Annotated in this window: 19 protein-coding genes and 1 pseudogene; 5 read left to right on the top strand and 15 right to left on the bottom strand. The window is 64.7% G+C overall.

The features are described 5' to 3' along the window. Positions 1-13: 13 nt before the first annotated feature. Both G6N67_RS13150 and G6N67_RS13145 read right to left on the bottom strand, forming a co-directional pair. The gene (locus tag G6N67_RS13150; protein ID WP_131524638.1) at positions 14-379 is read right to left on the bottom strand and encodes a hypothetical protein; all 366 of its coding nucleotides are present in this window, start codon (positions 377-379) and stop codon (positions 14-16) included. 16 nt (positions 380-395) lie between these two features. Beyond that, a complete protein-coding gene (locus tag G6N67_RS13145; protein WP_268951277.1) occupies positions 396-1,367 on the bottom strand; it encodes a DMT family transporter in 972 nt (323 codons plus the stop codon). Between G6N67_RS13145 and G6N67_RS39650 the strand changes: the two are divergent. Both G6N67_RS39650 and G6N67_RS13140 read left to right on the top strand, forming a co-directional pair. Continuing rightward, positions 1,366-1,506, top strand: a pseudogene (locus G6N67_RS39650) (hypothetical protein); the annotation flags it as partial. The gene G6N67_RS13145 and the pseudogene G6N67_RS39650 overlap by 2 nt on opposite strands. Before the next feature lie 156 nt (positions 1,507-1,662). After that, positions 1,663-2,748: an aminotransferase-like domain-containing protein gene (locus tag G6N67_RS13140; RefSeq protein ID WP_235684125.1), complete on the top strand. Its 1,086-nt coding sequence runs from the start codon at positions 1,663-1,665 to the stop codon at positions 2,746-2,748. Between the two features lie 4 nt (positions 2,749-2,752). Here the strand turns inward: G6N67_RS13140 and G6N67_RS13135 are convergent, their stop codons facing one another. Both G6N67_RS13135 and G6N67_RS13130 read right to left on the bottom strand, forming a co-directional pair. Then, positions 2,753-4,111 carry a S41 family peptidase gene (locus G6N67_RS13135; RefSeq protein WP_163642180.1) on the bottom strand — a complete coding sequence of 453 codons (1,359 nt, stop codon included), beginning with the start codon at positions 4,109-4,111 and terminating at the stop codon, positions 2,753-2,755. A gap of 115 nt (positions 4,112-4,226) precedes the next feature. Further along, positions 4,227-6,035, bottom strand: coding sequence for a CocE/NonD family hydrolase (locus G6N67_RS13130; protein ID WP_036430826.1), 1,809 nt, complete (start codon positions 6,033-6,035; stop codon positions 4,227-4,229). 91 nt (positions 6,036-6,126) lie between these two features. Here G6N67_RS13130 and G6N67_RS13125 point away from each other — a divergent pair, with 91 nt between their 5' ends. Continuing rightward, positions 6,127-7,407, top strand: a complete 1,281-nt coding sequence (locus G6N67_RS13125) for a PucR family transcriptional regulator (RefSeq protein WP_131524634.1) — start codon at positions 6,127-6,129, stop codon at positions 7,405-7,407. Positions 7,408-7,531: 124 nt separating this feature from the next. Here the strand turns inward: G6N67_RS13125 and G6N67_RS13120 are convergent, their stop codons facing one another. Next, the gene (locus tag G6N67_RS13120) at positions 7,532-8,887 is read right to left on the bottom strand and encodes an FAD-dependent oxidoreductase (RefSeq protein WP_036430822.1); all 1,356 of its coding nucleotides are present in this window, start codon (positions 8,885-8,887) and stop codon (positions 7,532-7,534) included. A gap of 111 nt (positions 8,888-8,998) precedes the next feature. Between G6N67_RS13120 and G6N67_RS13115 the strand changes: the two genes are divergently transcribed. After that, positions 8,999-9,451 (top strand): 6,7-dimethyl-8-ribityllumazine synthase, encoded by a 453-nt coding sequence (locus G6N67_RS13115; RefSeq protein ID WP_036430820.1) that lies wholly within the window; start codon positions 8,999-9,001, stop codon positions 9,449-9,451. Here G6N67_RS13115 and G6N67_RS13110 read toward each other — a convergent pair. Further along, positions 9,448-10,353 (bottom strand): alpha/beta hydrolase, encoded by a 906-nt coding sequence (locus G6N67_RS13110; RefSeq protein ID WP_036430817.1) that lies wholly within the window; start codon positions 10,351-10,353, stop codon positions 9,448-9,450. The genes G6N67_RS13115 and G6N67_RS13110 overlap by 4 nt on opposite strands. Positions 10,354-10,610: 257 nt before the next feature. Between G6N67_RS13110 and G6N67_RS13105 the strand changes: the two genes are divergently transcribed. Continuing rightward, entirely contained in the window at positions 10,611-11,225 is a 615-nt protein-coding gene (locus G6N67_RS13105; RefSeq protein ID WP_036430815.1) for a TetR/AcrR family transcriptional regulator, read from the top strand. Here the strand turns inward: G6N67_RS13105 and G6N67_RS13100 are convergent. The 9 genes from G6N67_RS13100 to G6N67_RS13065 form a co-directional block, all read right to left on the bottom strand. Beyond that, positions 11,210-11,620, bottom strand: coding sequence for a hypothetical protein (locus G6N67_RS13100; protein ID WP_036430813.1), 411 nt, complete (start codon positions 11,618-11,620; stop codon positions 11,210-11,212). The two genes, G6N67_RS13105 and G6N67_RS13100, sit on opposite strands and share 16 nt — an antisense overlap. A 40-nt stretch (positions 11,621-11,660) precedes the next feature. Then, positions 11,661-12,164: a hypothetical protein gene (locus G6N67_RS13095; protein ID WP_036435059.1), complete on the bottom strand. Its 504-nt coding sequence runs from the start codon at positions 12,162-12,164 to the stop codon at positions 11,661-11,663. Between the two features lie 88 nt (positions 12,165-12,252). Continuing rightward, complete coding sequence (locus G6N67_RS13090; protein WP_229481570.1) at positions 12,253-12,594, bottom strand: hypothetical protein; 342 nt, start codon at positions 12,592-12,594, stop codon at positions 12,253-12,255. Positions 12,595-12,660: 66 nt separating this feature from the next. Beyond that, positions 12,661-13,365, bottom strand: a complete 705-nt coding sequence (locus G6N67_RS13085) for a hypothetical protein (RefSeq protein ID WP_407663348.1) — start codon at positions 13,363-13,365, stop codon at positions 12,661-12,663. After that, positions 13,353-13,481, bottom strand: coding sequence for a hypothetical protein (locus G6N67_RS39515; protein ID WP_036430807.1), 129 nt, complete (start codon positions 13,479-13,481; stop codon positions 13,353-13,355). The genes G6N67_RS13085 and G6N67_RS39515 overlap by 13 nt, the downstream gene beginning before the upstream one ends. A 4-nt stretch (positions 13,482-13,485) precedes the next feature. Then, positions 13,486-14,277 carry a CbbQ/NirQ/NorQ/GpvN family protein gene (locus G6N67_RS13080; RefSeq protein WP_036430805.1) on the bottom strand — a complete coding sequence of 264 codons (792 nt, stop codon included), beginning with the start codon at positions 14,275-14,277 and terminating at the stop codon, positions 13,486-13,488. Between the two features lie 13 nt (positions 14,278-14,290). Further along, positions 14,291-15,817, bottom strand: coding sequence for a nitric oxide reductase activation protein NorD (locus G6N67_RS13075; protein ID WP_036430803.1), 1,527 nt, complete (start codon positions 15,815-15,817; stop codon positions 14,291-14,293). Positions 15,818-15,954: 137 nt separating this feature from the next. Continuing rightward, positions 15,955-16,647 (bottom strand): hypothetical protein, encoded by a 693-nt coding sequence (locus tag G6N67_RS13070; RefSeq protein ID WP_110798379.1) that lies wholly within the window; start codon positions 16,645-16,647, stop codon positions 15,955-15,957. Positions 16,648-16,729: 82 nt separating this feature from the next. Further along, entirely contained in the window at positions 16,730-17,329 is a 600-nt protein-coding gene (locus G6N67_RS13065; protein WP_036435044.1) for a TetR family transcriptional regulator, read from the bottom strand. Positions 17,330-17,370: the final 41 nt, after the last annotated feature.

Raw genomic sequence — 17,370 nt, 5'->3', positions numbered from 1 at the left:
CACGAACATGGAACTACTGACCAAATCCCGGAAAAGGAGCCAGCACGAGAATTGTCGTCTCAGGAAACGCTGCACTTCCTTTGGATTCTGAGCAGACTCCCCCAGCATGCGCGGCTCGTTGCGTCAGTCGGTCCTGTGTGCTCACCGAAGGTTCGTCGAGGAGTATGAGGGCACAGTGGTATTCATGCTCAATCGGGCGCAGGGTGAGTAGCAGCTGGCCGAACACGACCTGGCCTATCACCAACTGCTGCACAACCGCATCGCGGTCCTCGATGTGCTCAGCTGCATTTAGCCTGCCAACTTCATATGCGGCGAGGGCGTCGATGAGCCATGAATTATCCAGATGCACTGGACGCCATGCGAAGTCGGTGCCTAGCACCTTCGGTCTGCGTGGTTCAGTTGCTTGCATTCGCTGGGGCTTGCAAGCGGCATGTCGGCGACTGAGCCCGGGTTCGCTGCGCGATCCAGACAAGCACGGCGATGACTGCTCCGACGAACAAAGTCGCAATCGTGAGCGGCTCGTGGAGTAGGAGTGCCGAAGCTGTGATGGTAAGCATGGGCTGGAGTTGCTGGAGTTGGCCCACACGGGCGATGCCGCCCCGCGCGAGCCCGCCATACCACGCGAAGAAGCCGAGAAGCTGAGACACCACCGCGATGTAGGCCATCGCGGTCAGTACCGGGACCGACAACTCGTAGTGCGCATGTGGCAGCGTCAGCAACGCCGCGACAACTGTCGCTGGCAGCAGCAGCACCAGCGACCAGGAAATGCTGCGGGCACCCCCCAGCTCGCGAGCTTCCCGCGCGCCGAGCGCGTAGCCCAACGCAGAGCAGAGGGTTGCACCCAGCATCTGAAGATCTCCCCACCCGAGCCGTTGCGGCGCGGCTGCGGCAGTGGTCTCAAGCAAGAAGATTGTCAACACCGCGATCCCGGCGAGTGCAGCTGCCCAGAACCCCCATGGCAATCGCTCCCCACCGATCACCTGGCCGAACATCGCAGTGAAAGCCGGCAACAAACCCAAGATGATTGCAGCGCGGCCAGCATCGATAGATTGCAGCGCCAACGATGACAGCAACGGAAATCCCACGATCACCCCCAGACCGGAGACCAGCAGGCGTCCCGCGGAGGAAAGACCCGGTAGCGGCGCGCGCACGGCGACAAGATAGACCGCGGCCAACGCACCTGCGAAAACAGCACGCCACACCGTGATTCCAACCGCATCGATACCGGCGACGGCAACCTTGTTCGCGGTGAGCGAGAGGCTGAACGCCAAGACGCCCGCCCCGCCCAGAAGCCAGGCTACGGAAGGCGCCGAAAAATTGTTACTGCGATACCCATATATCGCGGTACCGTTACTATTGTCTCTCATGGAGAACGATAGCAGTCGTGCAGCGTTACTAGCAGCACTGCGTGCGCTCATCGTCCGAGAGCAGCCCGGGGTTCGTCTCCCGACCGTCCGAACCCTTCAGCGCCAGCACCGAGTATCCCCAGCCACCGTGCAGGCCGTCACCCGCGAGCTCGCCGCCGCTGGGCTCGTCGAAGTACGCCCTGGGGCAGGAACATTCGTGGCTCAGCGTCGCATCGAACGGTCCCGTGACGTCGGGTGGCAACACCTTGCGCTCGGCGGACCTCCGCCGGACGCCGCCGTGCGCGCACTGGATCTCGTGTCCGATCCACCCACCGACACGATCCGTCTGTCCGGCGGGTATCTCGATGAACCGATCATGCCCATTAGAGCCCTCAGCGCCTCGTTCGAACGCGCAGCGCGGCGCCCGGGAGCTTGGGGAAGACCACCGGTTGACGGTGACGTCGCGCTGCGCGAATGGTTCGCACGCGCCATCGGCGGCGTCGCGCACGACGAGGTGCTCATCACGAACGGAGGCCAGAGCGCCCTGTCCATCGCGATACGCACCCTGACGTCTCCCGGGCAACCGATCCTCATAGAAAGTCCGGGGTATCTTGCGGCAATCTCGATCGCACGTACCCATGGTCTGCAGATCGTCCCCGTGCCCGTCGACGAGCACGGCCTCCGTACCGATCTGCTAGACGACGCCCTACTACGAACAGGGGCACGAGTGGTGGTCGTTCAACCGCTGTTCGCCAACCCCACCGGCACCACGCTGAGTGCTGCACGTCGTGCCGAGTTGTTCGACGCATTGGAGCGGCATTCCGCATTCGCCATCGAAGATGACGTGGCCCGGCATCTGTCGATCGACGGACCAACACCCCCGACACTCATGTCAGAAGACAAGTCCGGCAACATCATCCACATTTGTTCGCTGACCAAAGGCATCACCCCCGGCATGCGCGTCGGCGCTCTGTGTGCCCATGGTCCCGTCTACCTGAGGCTCCGTGCCGCCAAGACCCTCGATGACCTTTGTGTCGCCGGACCCGTCCAGGCTGCGGCCCTCGACTTCCTCACCTCGACGGCGTATCCGCGGCACCTACGGACCATCGCACGAGAATTGGGCCGCCGCCGCGACACTCTGATCCGCGAGCTCGCCGCCAGACTGCCCAATACACAACCCGTGTGCATTCCTCGCGGAGGCATGCACCTGTGGACCAGGCTGCCCGCCGGCGCGGATCCCGACGCGGTCGGCGCCCGCGCATTGGCCGCCGGCGTCCTCGTGTCTTCGGGTGTGCCGTGGTATCCCGCCGAACCCGACGGCCCGCACCTCCGGCTCAGCTACGGATGCAGCGACATCGAGCACATCACGGAAGGGGTTCGTCGGCTCGCCTCTGTGGTGTGAGCCGTCACGGCATCTGCTTCGACAGCTCCAAAGCCCTATCCATCACCGGATCCCGCAACGCACCCACGTCGGCCTGCGTGATTGTGATCTGCTCATCGGGCGGCAAACCAAGGTGCTCGAAATTCACGCCGCCCACAGACGTGTAGCGTTCGTTGCTCAAAGAAAACAGCTGCCGGTTCGGCAGCGATTTCAGCAACATATCGGAGAAGTAGCCGGCGGTCGTCTCACCGATGGTCACTGCCTGATCGAGTTCCTTCAGCGCCAACGTCGCGGTCTCACCCGCGCTGACTGTCAGCGGACTCGTCAGGATCACTACTCTGTCCGTGATGAATCTCTTCGCGGCAGGTTCCATGTAGATCGAGACAGGTTCGGAGAATTCGTCGTAACTTCCGGTCCTGACCTGCTTCCGATACGCGATCCTTCGTTCATCTGTGAAGAGGCCAGCCACCTTCGTTCCGAAGAAGTCCTCGCCGCCACGGTTGAAGCGCAGGTCGACGATGAAGGTCTGGCAGCGTTCGAGATCGCGCACCATGTCGGCGAGCGCCTGGTCCACTTCCTCTGGATCGGAAACGTCAAACTCCAGCAGCCGGATGTAGCCTTCACCGCTTATCGTCCGCCCGTATTGCACTCGGCCGTCAAGCTTGGTCGTCAAACCACCTTCGATGTAGCGATCGACGACATTGCCCGCGATGGCATCCCGGCTGGTTTGAAAGAAGGCCTCGCGCGGCCCCTCAGAATGCGATGAGAATACGTCGTCTCCACTGAATAAATTGCTGTGGCCGTCATTCAGACGACGTATCATCGCCCGAAAGATCTCCTGCAGTTCTCGGCCTGTCGTGCCAGTGCTCACTTTCGGGCGGTACTCGCGGTAAACACTGCGCCAATCGACATTTATGACTGGGAAGAAGCTGAAGTTCTCCTCGTAGGTCTGCCAAAAAACTTCGAAATTCTGGACGGGATCCTCGGTGAACCCGTCATACTTTGCGACGGGAAGACGGTCGAGCCGATGAAAGTTCTTCGCATAGCCCAAATGGTCTGTCATGACACCGTCGACGAACCGCCCGAGCCAGAACCTTTGTGCACCATGGGTTGCTGCAAGAATCTCATCTACATACATGCTTCCATCGCTGTCGATATGACCTTTGCCGAAAAGCACCAAGCTATCCCTGGTCGAGCTGTACATATCTACGGAATCACCAGATATTTCAAAGGTGTAGCCATACCCGTCCGACTGCCAGATTTGCCGTTCGGTCACCGACTCTGCCGGCGCCGATTCGGTGCCCGCGCCTCCCCCACGCAGGATGGCCGCAGCGGCCACCACCGTAACGATGGGAAGCGAGAGCGCTATCCATCGCAACCTCATGAAATTTCTCCATCTCTTTTCCCGCACCGCGCTTCGAGCGGCACGGACGCTCATCGTGATCATCATTTGTGTCACTCGCCAGGGCGAGGCGCGCATAGGGACGGAGCACGGCGCGTCACGTCGGCGGACGCGGTCCGATGCCCGGCGGGACTGGGTGCTGGTCCGCCCGGCAGGGCTGACGCGACGTCGTCGCACAGTCGGGTAGGGCTTGCGCGTGGGTATAGGGCACGTACCCGAGAACGACGCTGGACGGCCAGCGCGCACTTGTCCACACCGTGTTCGTTGCGGGCGTATCCAACTTCTCGAACACCCAATAGCCCGTCTTTGATGGCGCGTCGATGGTGATGCGGATACTCGACCGGGCACGAAATACGTGAGCGAACTTGTTGATCTCAATTCGCAGCAGCGCCGGTCGGCCGACGCTGAGCGGTTGCACCGAGGGCTCGGTGAAATCGCCCCACGGGCGTAGTTCAGTCGTGCGGGAGCTGTCGAGGCTGCGCCGCGAAGCCCGCAGCCACCCGCGCTGCACGAACATCTCCATGCCATCTGGGCGTACCTCCGACACAGTCACCTGTAGGTCGGTGTCCTGGGCGGTCGAACTCACCCACAGATCCGCCGAACCGGCACCGTAAAAACTCAAATCAGCGGGCAACGCGGCCGTGGTGAAAGTCAAATGCCCGTCGGGTCCGCTCGGCTGCCAGCCTTCGGCGTCCGGATCATTGACCGTAGGCCCGTCGACCGGATATCGATACTCGGCTGTGCCACTGGCCCGTTCGCTTGGCGGTGCGTCGCTGAGCGTGGCTCCTTCACGTAGCCATAGGCGCATGGGTGTAGTTGCCACGGGCAGCCGGTCAAGAGACGCGATCACGGTCGGCTCGATCGGCGACTCCGGGTCGCCAGGGCGAACTGTTCGCATCTCCTGCAGCAGGCGTACGTGCGGCTCACGCTCGAACCCGTTGTCCTCGCCTTTGACGAAATGGGCGAGGAACCGCTGCAACATGGAGTCGATCTCGGAGGAGGTGATGTCGGTGTGGTGGTCGCCGTTGGAACTCGCCAGCCACATCTTGTCAGGGGGGATCAGCTCTTCGTAATAGCCTGCGCGGGTGCCGACTTGCTCGTCCTGCCAGGACTGCGTGCCGAAGGCCGGCACGTCGATGGCCGGCACCCGAAAGTAGGCACTCTTGTCGGCGTAGCGCTGCCCGAAGAAGTGATCGGTGTCGAGCCACCGTTCGAGGTCGATGTCTGCGCGCCTTGCCTTGGCGATGTTCTGCTCCACGATCGCGGCGCATTCGGAGTCCCCGTCGAGCGCAGCTGCCATCTCGCCGGCTCGGTTCCAGATCGCTGGGAACCCGTTCCACCATCCCGTCGGGAAGCCGACATTCTGAATGCCTCCCGGGTAGCCGACGTCACGGTACGGGTCTGCAACGTTCTTGCTGGGGGTGATGGCCACAAGGCCCTTGGGCCGCTGGGCGGCGGTCCACAGCTGGCTGTATCCCGAATACGAATACCCGATCATGCCCACTCGTCCCGTCGACCACGGCTGGTTTGCAGCCCATTCCACCGCTGTGGCACCGGCCACTCCGACCGTGTCGTCGAAGACCCTGTTGTCACCGGTCGAGCACCCTGTCCCGGGAACATTGACGCCGACGATGGCGTAGCCCCTGGACGTCCAGCGTCGACCGATGTCGGGATCGGAACCGGCTGAGTATCCGTCGTATTCGATGAGAACCGGATGCGGACCCGGCTCGGGAGGCAACAGCACGGAATACCGCATTCGGTTGCCGTCCGGCAGCGACAAGTATCCCCACTCGCGGATTGTCCCGCCTTCTGCGGCGGGCGCAGCACAGGCCAGCGAAGCGGTCGCGAAGACCACGCCCGCCAGCGCCACGGCGAGCGCCGCGCGAACGACGCTAATCTTCGGCATGGGACACCGCTCCTCGACATGATCGCAGGGACATCACCGTGGTTACGGTGACCGTGCAAATCAATGTTGTGCTGCGGCTGACCATTGCGCATTGTCGGCAGCGTTTGAGATTTGGAAGATATTTGTGCCTGCGACCAACACACCGATAACCACACAGCAACAACTGGCCGACCGATTGGCTCAGCGCACGCAATTGCTCACGGTCGAAGCAGTGCAGGCTTTGTGTGCCCGCATTCCCGCCTACCGAGCACTGCCCGATGAGGCTGTTCGAGGCGAGGTGACGGCCATCATCCGACGCAACCTTGAGCTGATCTGGTTAAGCCTGCGTACCGGGCGCGAATCGGACGCGGATGCGCTGGCCGATCTCACCGCCTCTGCCGCCCGCCGAGCCGATGAACACATCCCGCTCTCAGATATCCTGCTGGCCTATCACATCGGCGCAGAGCATTTGTGGGTCGCGATCAGTACACACGTTGAGGACATCGACCTGCTCGCGTACGCCGCGGGGACATTGCAAGCCCATCTGCGCGCCGCAACGGCCGCGGTGCTCGCCGGATATGGTGCCGAACAAGCGCCGACGTACGACGACCTTGTCGCCAAACAAGCATTGCTGACCGCCCTCATTTCGGGCACGGACCCGAATTCGACTGCGGCACAAGTGGGGCTGCCGATCGCCTCGTCCTACTGGGTGGTGGTGATGTCCATCGCCCGACATCCCGACGAGAACCTACCCGAGGTCGATCAGGACGTCGTCCGGTGCCGCAAGGCCCGGCGACTACAACGTGAACTCAACCGGTTGGCACTAGGACGAGCATTGTGTGATGTCATGGCCGATGGCGGCATCTCACTCATACCGTCATCGCCGGATATCCCGGTCGACCGGGTACGTGAACAACTCCTGGCGATCGAACGGGCCGTCGGCGCACCGCTACTTGCCGCACTCGCCCCGAGTACACCCACCGACGTGCCTACCACACTCGCTCAGGCCCGCGAACTGCTCGCCGTGGCACGCAATCATGGCCGCCAGTGCGGCGTGGTCACCCTCGAAGACATCGCCGTTGAGTTCCAGTTGTCCCGGCCCAGCGCTGCTCACACCGTTCTGGTCGAGATACTGAGACCACTTTTCGATCATGAGCGCACCATGGAGACCTTTGCGGCCTACCTTGATTGCGGCTGCGACCGTTCGGTAGCGGCGCAACAGCTGAACGTGCACACGAACACAGTTGGGTACCGCCTGCGCAAGGCCACCATGCTGACCGGGCTGGATCTGACCAACCCGCGTGACATCGTCCGTGCCACTGCGGCACTCGCCGCCTACCGCGCTGTAACCGGGCAATCAGAAGTACCCCATCCGTTTGCATCAAGACTGTGACCAACGGGGTTGGTGGCACTGCACGTGCTGTGCGGCGATTTACGCGACTTATCGCAAACGGCCGGGCACAACGACACCACCGTCGGAATCTATGACTGGAGTGACGTGGCCCAGAACCCTGCGCCTAGTCGCGCACCAGCGCTTCACGTCCGGCGCGGATCATGTCCTCGCGGGCCACCACCTTTACGCGCTCGCGGCCCTGCACCTCGCCGCGGGAGATCTCATGTGCATCAAGGCGTTCCCACTCTGCCCAGGTGGTGTAGTCGACGTCCTTGGCGGCCAGATGCGTGAGGATCGCGTCGGGGTCGGTGACCTCGGGTACGCGCAACCCCGGCAGATCGCTCAGCAGACTGTTGACGGTTTCGGCGGCGTCGGACTTGGTGTGTCCGATGAGCCCGACAGGACCGCGCTTGATCCAGCCGGTCACATATGTTGCGTCGACCAGACCACCGTCGATGTCGAGCACGCGACCGGCGTCGTGCGGGATCACGCCGGCATGGTGATCGAACGGCAGGCCCGCCAGGTGGGTCGACAGATAGCCCACCGCGCGATACACGGCCTCGACCGGCCAGTCAGTGAATTCGCCTGTGCCACGCACGGTCCCGTCGCCGACGAGCTCGGTGCGCTCGGTGCGCAATCCCTCGACCCGGTCGGTGCCGAGCACCGCGACCGGCGCCTGGCAAAGATGGATGTGGATGCGGTGCGGTGCGCCGGTGGGTTCGCGCTCCAGGTACTTCATCATGGTGTCGACGACGAGCTTGGTCGACTTGCTGGTGTTGATGGCCCGCTGGCTGGCCGCGTCGATCTCGAAACCCTCTGGGTGCACGATCACATCGACGCTCGGAGAGTGCGACAGCTCGCGAAACTCCATGGGGCTGAACTTGATCTGCGCAGGACCGCGCCGGGCGAACACGTGCACGTCGGTGGCGACGTTGGCCGCCAGCCCTTGGTACACGTTGCCGGGAATCTCGGTGGTGAGTTGCTCGTCGGCGGGCTTGGCGAGCATTCTCGCGATGTCCAGCGCGACGTTGCCCGCGCCGAGCACTGCAACGTTTTTCGCGGTCAACGGCCAGGTGCGCGGCACGTCGGGATGTCCGTCGTACCACGACACGAAGTCGGCCGCGCCATGGCTGCCGGGCAGGTCGATGCCGGGGATGTCGAGCGCGCGGTCGGCGCGTGCACCGGTGGAGAAGATCACCGCGTCGTAGTGGCGGCGCAGTTCGGGCAGGGTGAGGTCGGTCCCGTAGTGCACGTTGCCGATGAAGCGAATCTCGTCACGCGAGAGCACCCGGCGTAGCGCCTTGATGATCTCCTTGATCCGCGGATGGTCGGGCGCAACGCCGTAACGCACCAGGCCGTAGGGCGCGGGTAAGCGGTCGAACACGTCGACGCGCGCGTGCTCGTATTCCTTGGTCAGGATGTCAGCGGCATAGATTCCCGCTGGACCTGCGCCGATGACCGCAATCTGGATCTGCCTCATAACCGCCTCACGTATTAGGTAAGGCAAGCCTAAATATCAATTCAGCGCTCGCAAGGCCTCCGCACGAGATTCGCATCACGTTCGCCGAGTGCCCTGCGATAGCGTTCTCCCATGACTGCCGCAGCCACCCAGATCGCGTTCGTGCAGGCCACCTGGCACCGCAACATCGTCGACCAGGCGCGCGAAGGTTTCACCGATCAGATCCGTACCCTCGGATTCACCGCCGACGCCCTCGAGTTCTTCGAGGTGCCGGGTGCGTTCGAGATCCCGCTGACGGCAAAACGTCTCGCGCTCAGCGGGCGCTACCGGGCCATCGTGGCCGCGGGCCTGGTGGTAGACGGCGGCATCTACCGCCACGATTTCGTCGCCACCGCGGTGATCGACGGGCTCATGCGGGTGCAACTCGACACCGATGTGCCGGTGTTCTCCGTGGTGCTCACGCCGCACCACTTCCACGAACACGACGAGCACGTCGGCTACTTCACCAAGCACTTCGTCAAGAAGGGCGCCGAGGCGGCCACCGCCGTCGCGGCCACCCTCGAGTTGCACGCAGCCCTCGGTTAGGCCGCGATGGCGCGGCTCACGTGTCCGGCGATCACGTCGTACACACGCCGCGTGACGTCCCCGGCATCGCTCATGATGTTGTAGCCGTGGTCGACGCCGCGCACCTCGTGGTACTCGGCCAGAGCACCGACGGCATCGAGCTTCTGGGCGTAACGCCATGCCTCGTCACGCAGCCGGTCGTACTCGGCGGTGACCACGAGCGCAGGTGCGATGCCGTCGATGTAATCGGCATTGGTGCCCCACGCCGGCGAGACGAGCCGGTCGGTGCGTCTCGCGACATCGGGCACGTAAGCGGTGTCGAACACCTCGCCCATCCACGGCCGCATCACGGCCTTGGCGCCGAGCGCGGACCTCTTGTCCTTGGTCGCGGTCACCAGATCCAGTGGCGGATAGTGCAAGACCTGCAGTTTGATGTCCGGCCCGCCGAGTTCCAGCGCCAGCCGGGCCGCCGCTGCGGAGAGGCTGCCGCCGGCACTCTGACCACCGACGCAAAGCCTGGTTGGATCCCAGTCACGGTCCGCCGCGGCCGCCCAGCCGAGAACGTCGTAGATCTGCTCGACGGGAGCCGGGAAGCGGTGCCGCGGTGCCAGTACGTAATCGGTGTTGACCACAACGACATTCGCGTGCGCGGCGAGATACCGGCACCACGGGTCGTCCTGATCCCGGTGCCCGACGACGAAGCCGCCACCGTGGACGTTGACGTAGACGGCAGGCGTGGCCTTGCCCGGTTTCGGCCGGTACACCGTCGCTGCGGTATCGCCGTGCCGCGTCGGGATCACCACTTCGGTTGTGTCGCCTGGTATTTCCGGGAACCGGACGCCCGGCTTCGGGGCGGGGTTGACGGTGGCGGAGAACAGTCGCGCGAGCATGTCGGCTACGAGCGGCTTCGAGAGGATGGACACAGTTTCCCCACGCTACCGAACGATCAGGCCCGCACGCCCCACTCGGGAGTACGGATGATGGTCGGGGCGACCACCATGGGCCGGCACGGAGTCCGGCATCAACGCGACGGCGGCCCCCGAATCCGCCGGCCACGTCGCCATGGTGATCGCGGCCTGGGGTTGGTCATCCGGCCACCCCTCTGGCCAGCTGACAAACCAGTCGCGCAGCACAGTAACATGAATCGGTTTCACGTTAGCCGTGTGAGACCATTCCCTACGTGGTCAGCCACAACGCCCTCCGTCGGCGCGAGCCGGTGCAGGAGCGCAGCAGACGGCGGGTCGAACGAATCCGAGCGGCAGCGATGACGCTGCTGGAATCGGATGGGCCCGACGCCGTCACCACCCGCGCGATCGCCGACCATGCCGACGTTCCCGTCGCGACGGTCTATCAGTTCTTCCCCAACCGTGACGCGATCCTGCTCGAGATCGTGCTCGACCACCTCGACCGGCGGGACGCCGAGGGCGCGGCATTGCTGCACGAACTGGCCCCGACCAGCCTCGGCGAAGTCGTGCACGGCATCTTCGAATTCCACTACACGCACCTGCACCGGCACCCGCACCTGGTGACCCTGCACTACACGAGCGTCGCCCGCGGCCTGCTCGACGACCCGCGGTTGCGGCGCGCGCAGTTCGCCCACGCCTTGCACACCGCGTTGCTCGGCTGGGGTCTGCTCCATCCGGACACCGACCCGCTGGTCACCGCGGTCGCCGTCGAAATGGGCGATCGCGTACTGGAATTGGCGTACCACGCCGGGCCGACCGGTGATCGGGCCGTGCTCACCGAAGGCGAGCGGGCGCTGACCACCTATCTGCAGACCTACGCGGTGAGCTGACCCGGCCGGCGCTGTTTGGCCAGCGCGAATCTGGCGATAGTGCTGACGAAGGCCTCGAGGTCCGCGGGCCTGCGGATCGGGAGCCCGTCTGCCGCCCAGCCCCGTGGAGACCTCCGGCGGAAGGTCAGCACGGCCACCCCATGGCGGAGCACCGCGCTGCGAGTTCCTGGGCTGTTCGGACCCTGCCAGTCACGAACGATGTGGGCCTGTACCGGGCGGCCGTCGATACGCCGCACCCTCACGGCGTCGCGCGTCTTGCATACCTCGATCACGCCCGTCGGGTAGCGGCCCCCGATGCCCACCTGGATGACGTCGTCGTGCAGTGGAACAGTCAGCCGGATCGCGCCGACGGCAAGTTCCTCGAGCTCAGGGCACTCGAACTGGAGGAACGTCATCCTTACTGAATATCATTTTCAACTCAGGATGGCACGCGCGCTACCGGCTGCTGCCACCCACCTCTGCCGCCAGCGGCGGCGGTAGCGGCGTGGACGACGTCGGCGTCTGCGCGGGCGAGGCAGTGCCCGGCCGGTTGAAGTCGACCATCGGCTCTTCACGGATCACCCGTTCGCCGACGCTGATGGCCAGCGATTTCGACGTGATCAGATACGTGACCCCGGCGTTCTCGACGATGAATGCACCGTCGTCGGACCGGGTCGCGGGCACGATCAGCCGGGCACCGTCCCGCAGCCGCACGCCGCGGTATTCGTACTTGCCGCCCGACACGCTGCAGATCGCGAGCCGCGAACCCTCGGTACTGGCGTACAGCACCGTGTCCGCGGCGGTGGCGCACCGGGCAGTCGAGTCGACGTAGCCCTGTGCGTCTGTGCTCGGGGCCGCCGACACCGCCGGGGCTCCGAGCGCGAGCAGCGCCAGACCCGCGGCCGCCGCGACAGTCAGGCGGGGCGCCGCGGTACCGGGTGAAAAGCTGAGTGAGAACATCGACATCCACGACACCACGGGTTTGCTGCTTACGCTGGCGTCGACGCCGAGAAACTACTGAATCGTTAGGCCCTCGAGACCAGTCACGTCAGGGCTGATGTTCGGCAGCCTGCCGGGCCTGGCGTTCCTCGTAGCGTCGCACCAACTCCCGGAAGCCCAGCCGGTCGTACTTCGGCACCGGCTGGATGCCCCACTCGTCGCGCGCGGTGTCCTTGCCCGCGGCGCCCTCGGGCGGGCCGAGCATCGGGTAGGGGTGCTGGCATTCCAGGGTGTCGTCTGAGTAGCGGACCTTGAGCAGCTCGCTGCAGATCTGCGTGAGGCTCAACGTCGGGTAGCCGTAGTAGACCGCCATGAACGGCAGCGTGAAGGCGCCCTCGATGACGAGGGCGACCAGGCACACCAGCACGGCTCGCTTGATCCACTTGTGCATGCGCGCGTAGTACGGTGTGGTGCCCGGCGGCAGGTCTGTCGGTGCTTCCGTCACTGTGATGCTCCTTCAGTCCGTGAAGATTTCGCGGTTGACCGTGTGCAGGTACGGGATGGCCAGGAACGGCGTGATGTAGAAGATGTCGTAGAGCCACCAGCCGATCACCGGGAAGATCACGCCGGCATAGCGGACGTCGGCGAACATGGTCATGTTGAACACGTAGACGCACCAGATCAGCACGCCCATCCAGCAGGTCACGATCATCCACTGGTGGCCCCAGCGCTTCATCTGCAGGAAGCCGATCGCGGCGGCGCAGCGCATGGCAAAGACCGTGACGATCATTCCGAACACCATCGACTTCTCGCCCGGCGCCGACGAACCACCGACCCACAGTTCGTTGTAGTGCCAGAAGTAGCCGGCGTCGAACATGTTGCCCCACCCGACCATCAGCACGCGGTTGATCAGGGTGTGGTTGGCCACCAGGTCGAGCGCCCAACCGAGGCTGTTGAGCGCGCCGTCGATCAGGACCAGGTAGCCGATCAGCGTCACGATCATGGGCCGGACGGACAGACCTGCGCGCTGGGCCTGCCGCTGCAGCCAGACGCCCCGCATGAAGATGGGGAATCCGATGAGCCCGGGAATCCACATGCCCATCAGCAGCGCACCCGCGATCATCCACTTGTCGGCCCGGCGCTGGGCTCGCCGGGACTCGGCGTGATGCTCTTCCAGGCCGACCGAATCCGATTGGGCCAGCGGCACACTCACAGATCCCACCAACCGCGGGCGAACGACATGTACAGCTGGATGCAGAACATCGCGAACAGGTAGCCGTAGATGACCACCTGCAGCACGATCAACGCGCGCTTACGCTTGCGCTCCTGTTCGTTCACGGGCTCAACTCCTTTCGTTCACGGCGTGTTGCAGACTCGCGGCCGCGACCTCCCGCAGGCCGTCGGTGATCGCCCCGTCGGTGCTCAGTGGAGCCAGGACGCAGGCGTCCGCGGCTTCCAGTTCGGTGGCACCGGCGGCGATCAGCGCGGCCGCGGTGACCAGAACGCGCGTGGACGGCGGTTCGTAGTGAAACGCCGCGTCGGCGGTGCGGATGGCGTGTGCGCATCGGACCAGGCGTTGCGCGGTGTCGAGCGCGACGCCCGTTTCTGCGACGATCACCTCGGCCTCCCCATCGGGCGGCAGGTAGTCCATGCTCAGGGTGACAAAGCGTTGGCGGAACGACGGTTTGAGCTCTTTCAACGAGCTGCGGTACGCGGGGTTGTAGGAGCACACCAGCATGAAGGAAGACGGCGCCTGCACCACTTCACCGGCCCGGTCGAGGTAGAGCGTCCGCCGGTGGTCTGTCAACGAGTGCAGGACGGCCAACGAGTCGTGGCGGGCTTCCACGACCTCGTCGAGGTAGCAGATCGCGCCCGCCTTGACCGCCCGGGTCAGCGGACCGTCCGTCCACACCACATCGCCTCCGGTGACCATGAACCGGCCCACCAGGTCGGAGCTCGTAAGGTCGTCGTGGCAACTGATGGTCACGACCGGGCGCTGCAGCAGTAAACCCATGTGTTCGACGAACCGGGTCTTGCCGCATCCGGTCGGCCCCGTGAGCATCACGGGCATGCCTTGCCGATAGGCCTGCTCGAACAGCCGGACCTCGTTGCCGTTCGCGTAGTACGTGCTCATAGGATCCTCACCGTCAGGCCGCGACCAGCTCGCGGTGTACGTGGGCCAGCACGCGAGGCAGTTCCTCCACGCGCCGGATGCGTTGCGAGCGGCGAGGTCCGAACACTTCGGGCAACGGATCCACCCGAGTCGGGCCGACCCCGACGTAGTAGAGAGAGACCCCGGCGTCGTCGGCCTCCTGCACCGCGTGCGCTGCGTCTGCCCACGCATAGCGCCCCTCGTAGCCTTCGTCCGAGATCAGCCCGTCGCCGATGACGATCAGCAGGCGCCGCTCGGCAGGTTGGCCCAGCAACCGCCGGGTGAGGTGGCGCAGCGGTGCCCCGAGCCGCGTATAGCCACCGGCCGCCAGACCCGATCCGCTCGGCGGCACGAAGCGTGGATCGGCGAAGTCCTTGAGGCACTGCACTTCGACGTGGTGGCGGGTGTTGCCCGTGAACACGAAGATGCCATGCCGTTCGCGGGTCTGCGCCATGGCCCGTGACAGCGCGTCCGCACACGCGAGCTCCAGCCGGAAGATACGTCCGCCGTGGATGCCGAGCGACGAGCTGCCGTCGAGCAGCAGCGCTGTGGCGACGTCCCGACATGCGGGCAACAGGTCACGGAAAACCTTTGGTTCGGAGGCCTCACCCGTGGCGAGGTCGATGTAATGCCTTACGTACGAGTCGACGTCGAGATCGGATCCGTCATCGAGTCGGCCGGTCATCGCGCGGTGCGTGTGCTCCCGGAACCACCTGCGCAGGTCGGTCGATGCCGGCGCGGGGCCAGTCCGGCGTACCGGTGCGGCCCGCTCGACGACCGCGACGTGGTCGCGCAAGAAGCTCTCGGTCCACGCGTTCCACTCGGGGTACGGGATCCCGGGGCGATTTTCGGGCGTGACGTCGAGGTCGTCGTCCTGCGGGCGACTCGGCGGCGGCAGGTTCGGGTTGCGCACCCCGCCGTCGCCGCCCACGGGTACCGAATACGGTCTCGGCAAACGTTTCTGGGTACTGGTCCACGGCATGCGGCCGAACCGCCGGCGCAGCGTGTCGGTCAGCCCGATCGGCGCGACGTGGGTTGCGGGCAGGCTGCCCAGCAGCGGATGGAGCCCGATGGGGCCGTTCGTACGGGCCAGTGCCACAGCCTGATTCAGCATTTCAGTGGCATCGGTCTCGGCCGCGCCGACTGGCAGGCCCGGGATCAGGCCGGTGAGATCGGGCAGTAAGCCCGGCCAACTGGACGCGATCCAGCCGAGTGCGACACCCCCTTCGATCAGCGTCAGCGCCCGCAGTTCGCGGGCCGACAGCTCATGCAGCCGGTAGGCCGCGAGCCGGTCTTTGGACGGTGAACATTGCAGGGCCACACCACAAGTCAATGCCCTACGCGTCCACGCGGTAACCGGATAGGGCACCTGGACGTAGGTCATGGCCGAGTTCAGCCCGAAACCGCGCTGCGCGCCCGTCACCAGGCGGACGCCTTCTCGGCGGTTTCCGCTCAGCGCCACGGCCGTCAACGCGCAGCTGCGTTCGATCATGCTCGGGTGCCAACCGGTGTACTCGGTCATCGCTCAGAACGTGCCGATGTTCGAGAACATCCAGTACCAGAACCAGATGATCAGGGCTGTGCCGCCCCACGCACCGATGTACCGGCAGATCTCCCACAGCATGTCGAAACCTCCATTTCGAAAGATACTGACTACAGTCAGTCTGAAAAGATCTCCCGGTTCACCGAGTGCAGGTACGGGATGGCCAGGAACGGCGTGATGTAGAAGATGTCGTAGAGCCACCAGCCGATCACCGGGAACACCACACCGGCGTAGCGGACGTCGGCGAACATCGTCATGTTGAACACATAGCCGACCCAGATCACGACGCCCATCCAGCAGGTCACGATCATCCACTGGTGGCCCCACCGCTTCATCTGCAGGAACCCGATGGCCGCGGCGATCCGCATGGTGAAGACCGTGAGGATCAGGCCCACTTCCCAGCCCTTCTCGCCCGGGCCCGCGGCACCGCCGATCCACAACTCGTTGAAGTGCCAGAAGTAGCCGGCGTCAAACATGTTGCCCCAGCCGTTGAGTAGCACGCGAGCCAGCAGGGTGTGGTGTCCGACGAGGTCGAGCGACCATCCCACGGCATTGATCGCGGCATCGATGATGACCAGGTAGCCGAGCAGGGTCACGATCATGGGCCGCACCGAGAGCCCGTCGCGGTGCGCGCGGCGGAGCAGCCAGACCCCGCGCAGGAACAGCGGCAGCCCGAAGATCCCGAGGGCGGCGCTGCCGATCAGCAGGGATCCCGAGATCAGCCATCTGTCGGCCTCACGTTGCGCGCGCCGGGACCGCTCCTCGTGATCGCCTGCAGATGTCCCGACGTCGGTCGTCGACAGCTTCAAGTCCCCTCCTGCGCGTGTGCGATGTTGACTGACTATAGTCAATGAAACAGCACACCGACAGAGGGTGGATCCCAGCCCGCCGCTAGGGCCGGATGCTGCGCAGCGTCCTGCGCACGAAGTCCTCCAGGAGGTCGTCGCGAGTCGGCCAGTCGGTGGTGGTGACCAACAGTGCATAGAAGCCCAGCAGGAAGAACACCGCGCTGTTCATCGGGTTGACGTCGGCACCGACCTCACCCCGCTGCTGGGCCAGTTCGATCTCGCCGGCCACCCCCACGATCACCGGGTGGTCCTGGCCGCCTTCGGTCTGAGGACGTGTCTGCGAGAAATGCAGCGCGAGAAAGTCTTTGAACAGCAGAACACCGAGCCTGCGCTCCAGGCCCGCCACGAGCCGCATCGCCTCCCGCAGCGCGCCCGCCAGGTCGTGTGGCTTCTTGAGGTACTGCGCGAACTGCTTGGCTATCCGCTCTTCTTCGCGCTGCTCCAGCTCCAGCAACACGTGCTCCTTGGTCGGAAAGTGAAAGAAGAACGTGCCGTGGGCAACTCCGGCCGCGGCCACGATCGCTCCGACGTCGGCCTCGGCCATGCCCGCACGCTTGAATTCCGCGATCGCAGCGCCCATCAGCCGCTCCCGCGTCTGCAGTCGCTTGGCTTCCCGCGCCGACAACCCGTCCGCCACCGCCATGCTCGTTCCTTCGTCGTAGCCGTACCGGCTCGACAGTATCG

Source organism: Mycolicibacterium mageritense, from assembly GCF_010727475.1.
GTDB classification, from domain to species: domain Bacteria; phylum Actinomycetota; class Actinomycetes; order Mycobacteriales; family Mycobacteriaceae; genus Mycobacterium; species Mycobacterium mageritense.
The sequence above is the reverse complement of the archived record's forward strand: the minus strand, read 5'-3'. Positions and strand labels throughout refer to the sequence as shown.

Coding starts and splice junctions, on each gene's coding strand:
- G6N67_RS13135 (WP_163642180.1), bottom strand. CDS start 4,111: ATGAGGTTGCGATGGATAGCGCTCTCGCTTCCCATCGTTACGGTGGTG.
- G6N67_RS13130 (WP_036430826.1), bottom strand. CDS start 6,035: ATGCCGAAGATTAGCGTCGTTCGCGCGGCGCTCGCCGTGGCGCTGGCG.
- G6N67_RS13090 (WP_229481570.1), bottom strand. CDS start 12,594: ATGCACAAGTGGATCAAGCGAGCCGTGCTGGTGTGCCTGGTCGCCCTC.
- G6N67_RS13095 (WP_036435059.1), bottom strand. CDS start 12,164: ATGTTCTCACTCAGCTTTTCACCCGGTACCGCGGCGCCCCGCCTGACT.
- G6N67_RS13075 (WP_036430803.1), bottom strand. CDS start 15,817: ATGACCGAGTACACCGGTTGGCACCCGAGCATGATCGAACGCAGCTGC.
- G6N67_RS13100 (WP_036430813.1), bottom strand. CDS start 11,620: ATGACGTTCCTCCAGTTCGAGTGCCCTGAGCTCGAGGAACTTGCCGTC.
- G6N67_RS13120 (WP_036430822.1), bottom strand. CDS start 8,887: ATGAGGCAGATCCAGATTGCGGTCATCGGCGCAGGTCCAGCGGGAATC.
- G6N67_RS13145 (WP_268951277.1), bottom strand. CDS start 1,367: ATGAGAGACAATAGTAACGGTACCGCGATATATGGGTATCGCAGTAAC.
- G6N67_RS13080 (WP_036430805.1), bottom strand. CDS start 14,277: ATGAGCACGTACTACGCGAACGGCAACGAGGTCCGGCTGTTCGAGCAG.
- G6N67_RS13065 (WP_036435044.1), bottom strand. CDS start 17,329: ATGGCGGTGGCGGACGGGTTGTCGGCGCGGGAAGCCAAGCGACTGCAG.
- G6N67_RS13115 (WP_036430820.1), top strand. CDS start 8,999: ATGACTGCCGCAGCCACCCAGATCGCGTTCGTGCAGGCCACCTGGCAC.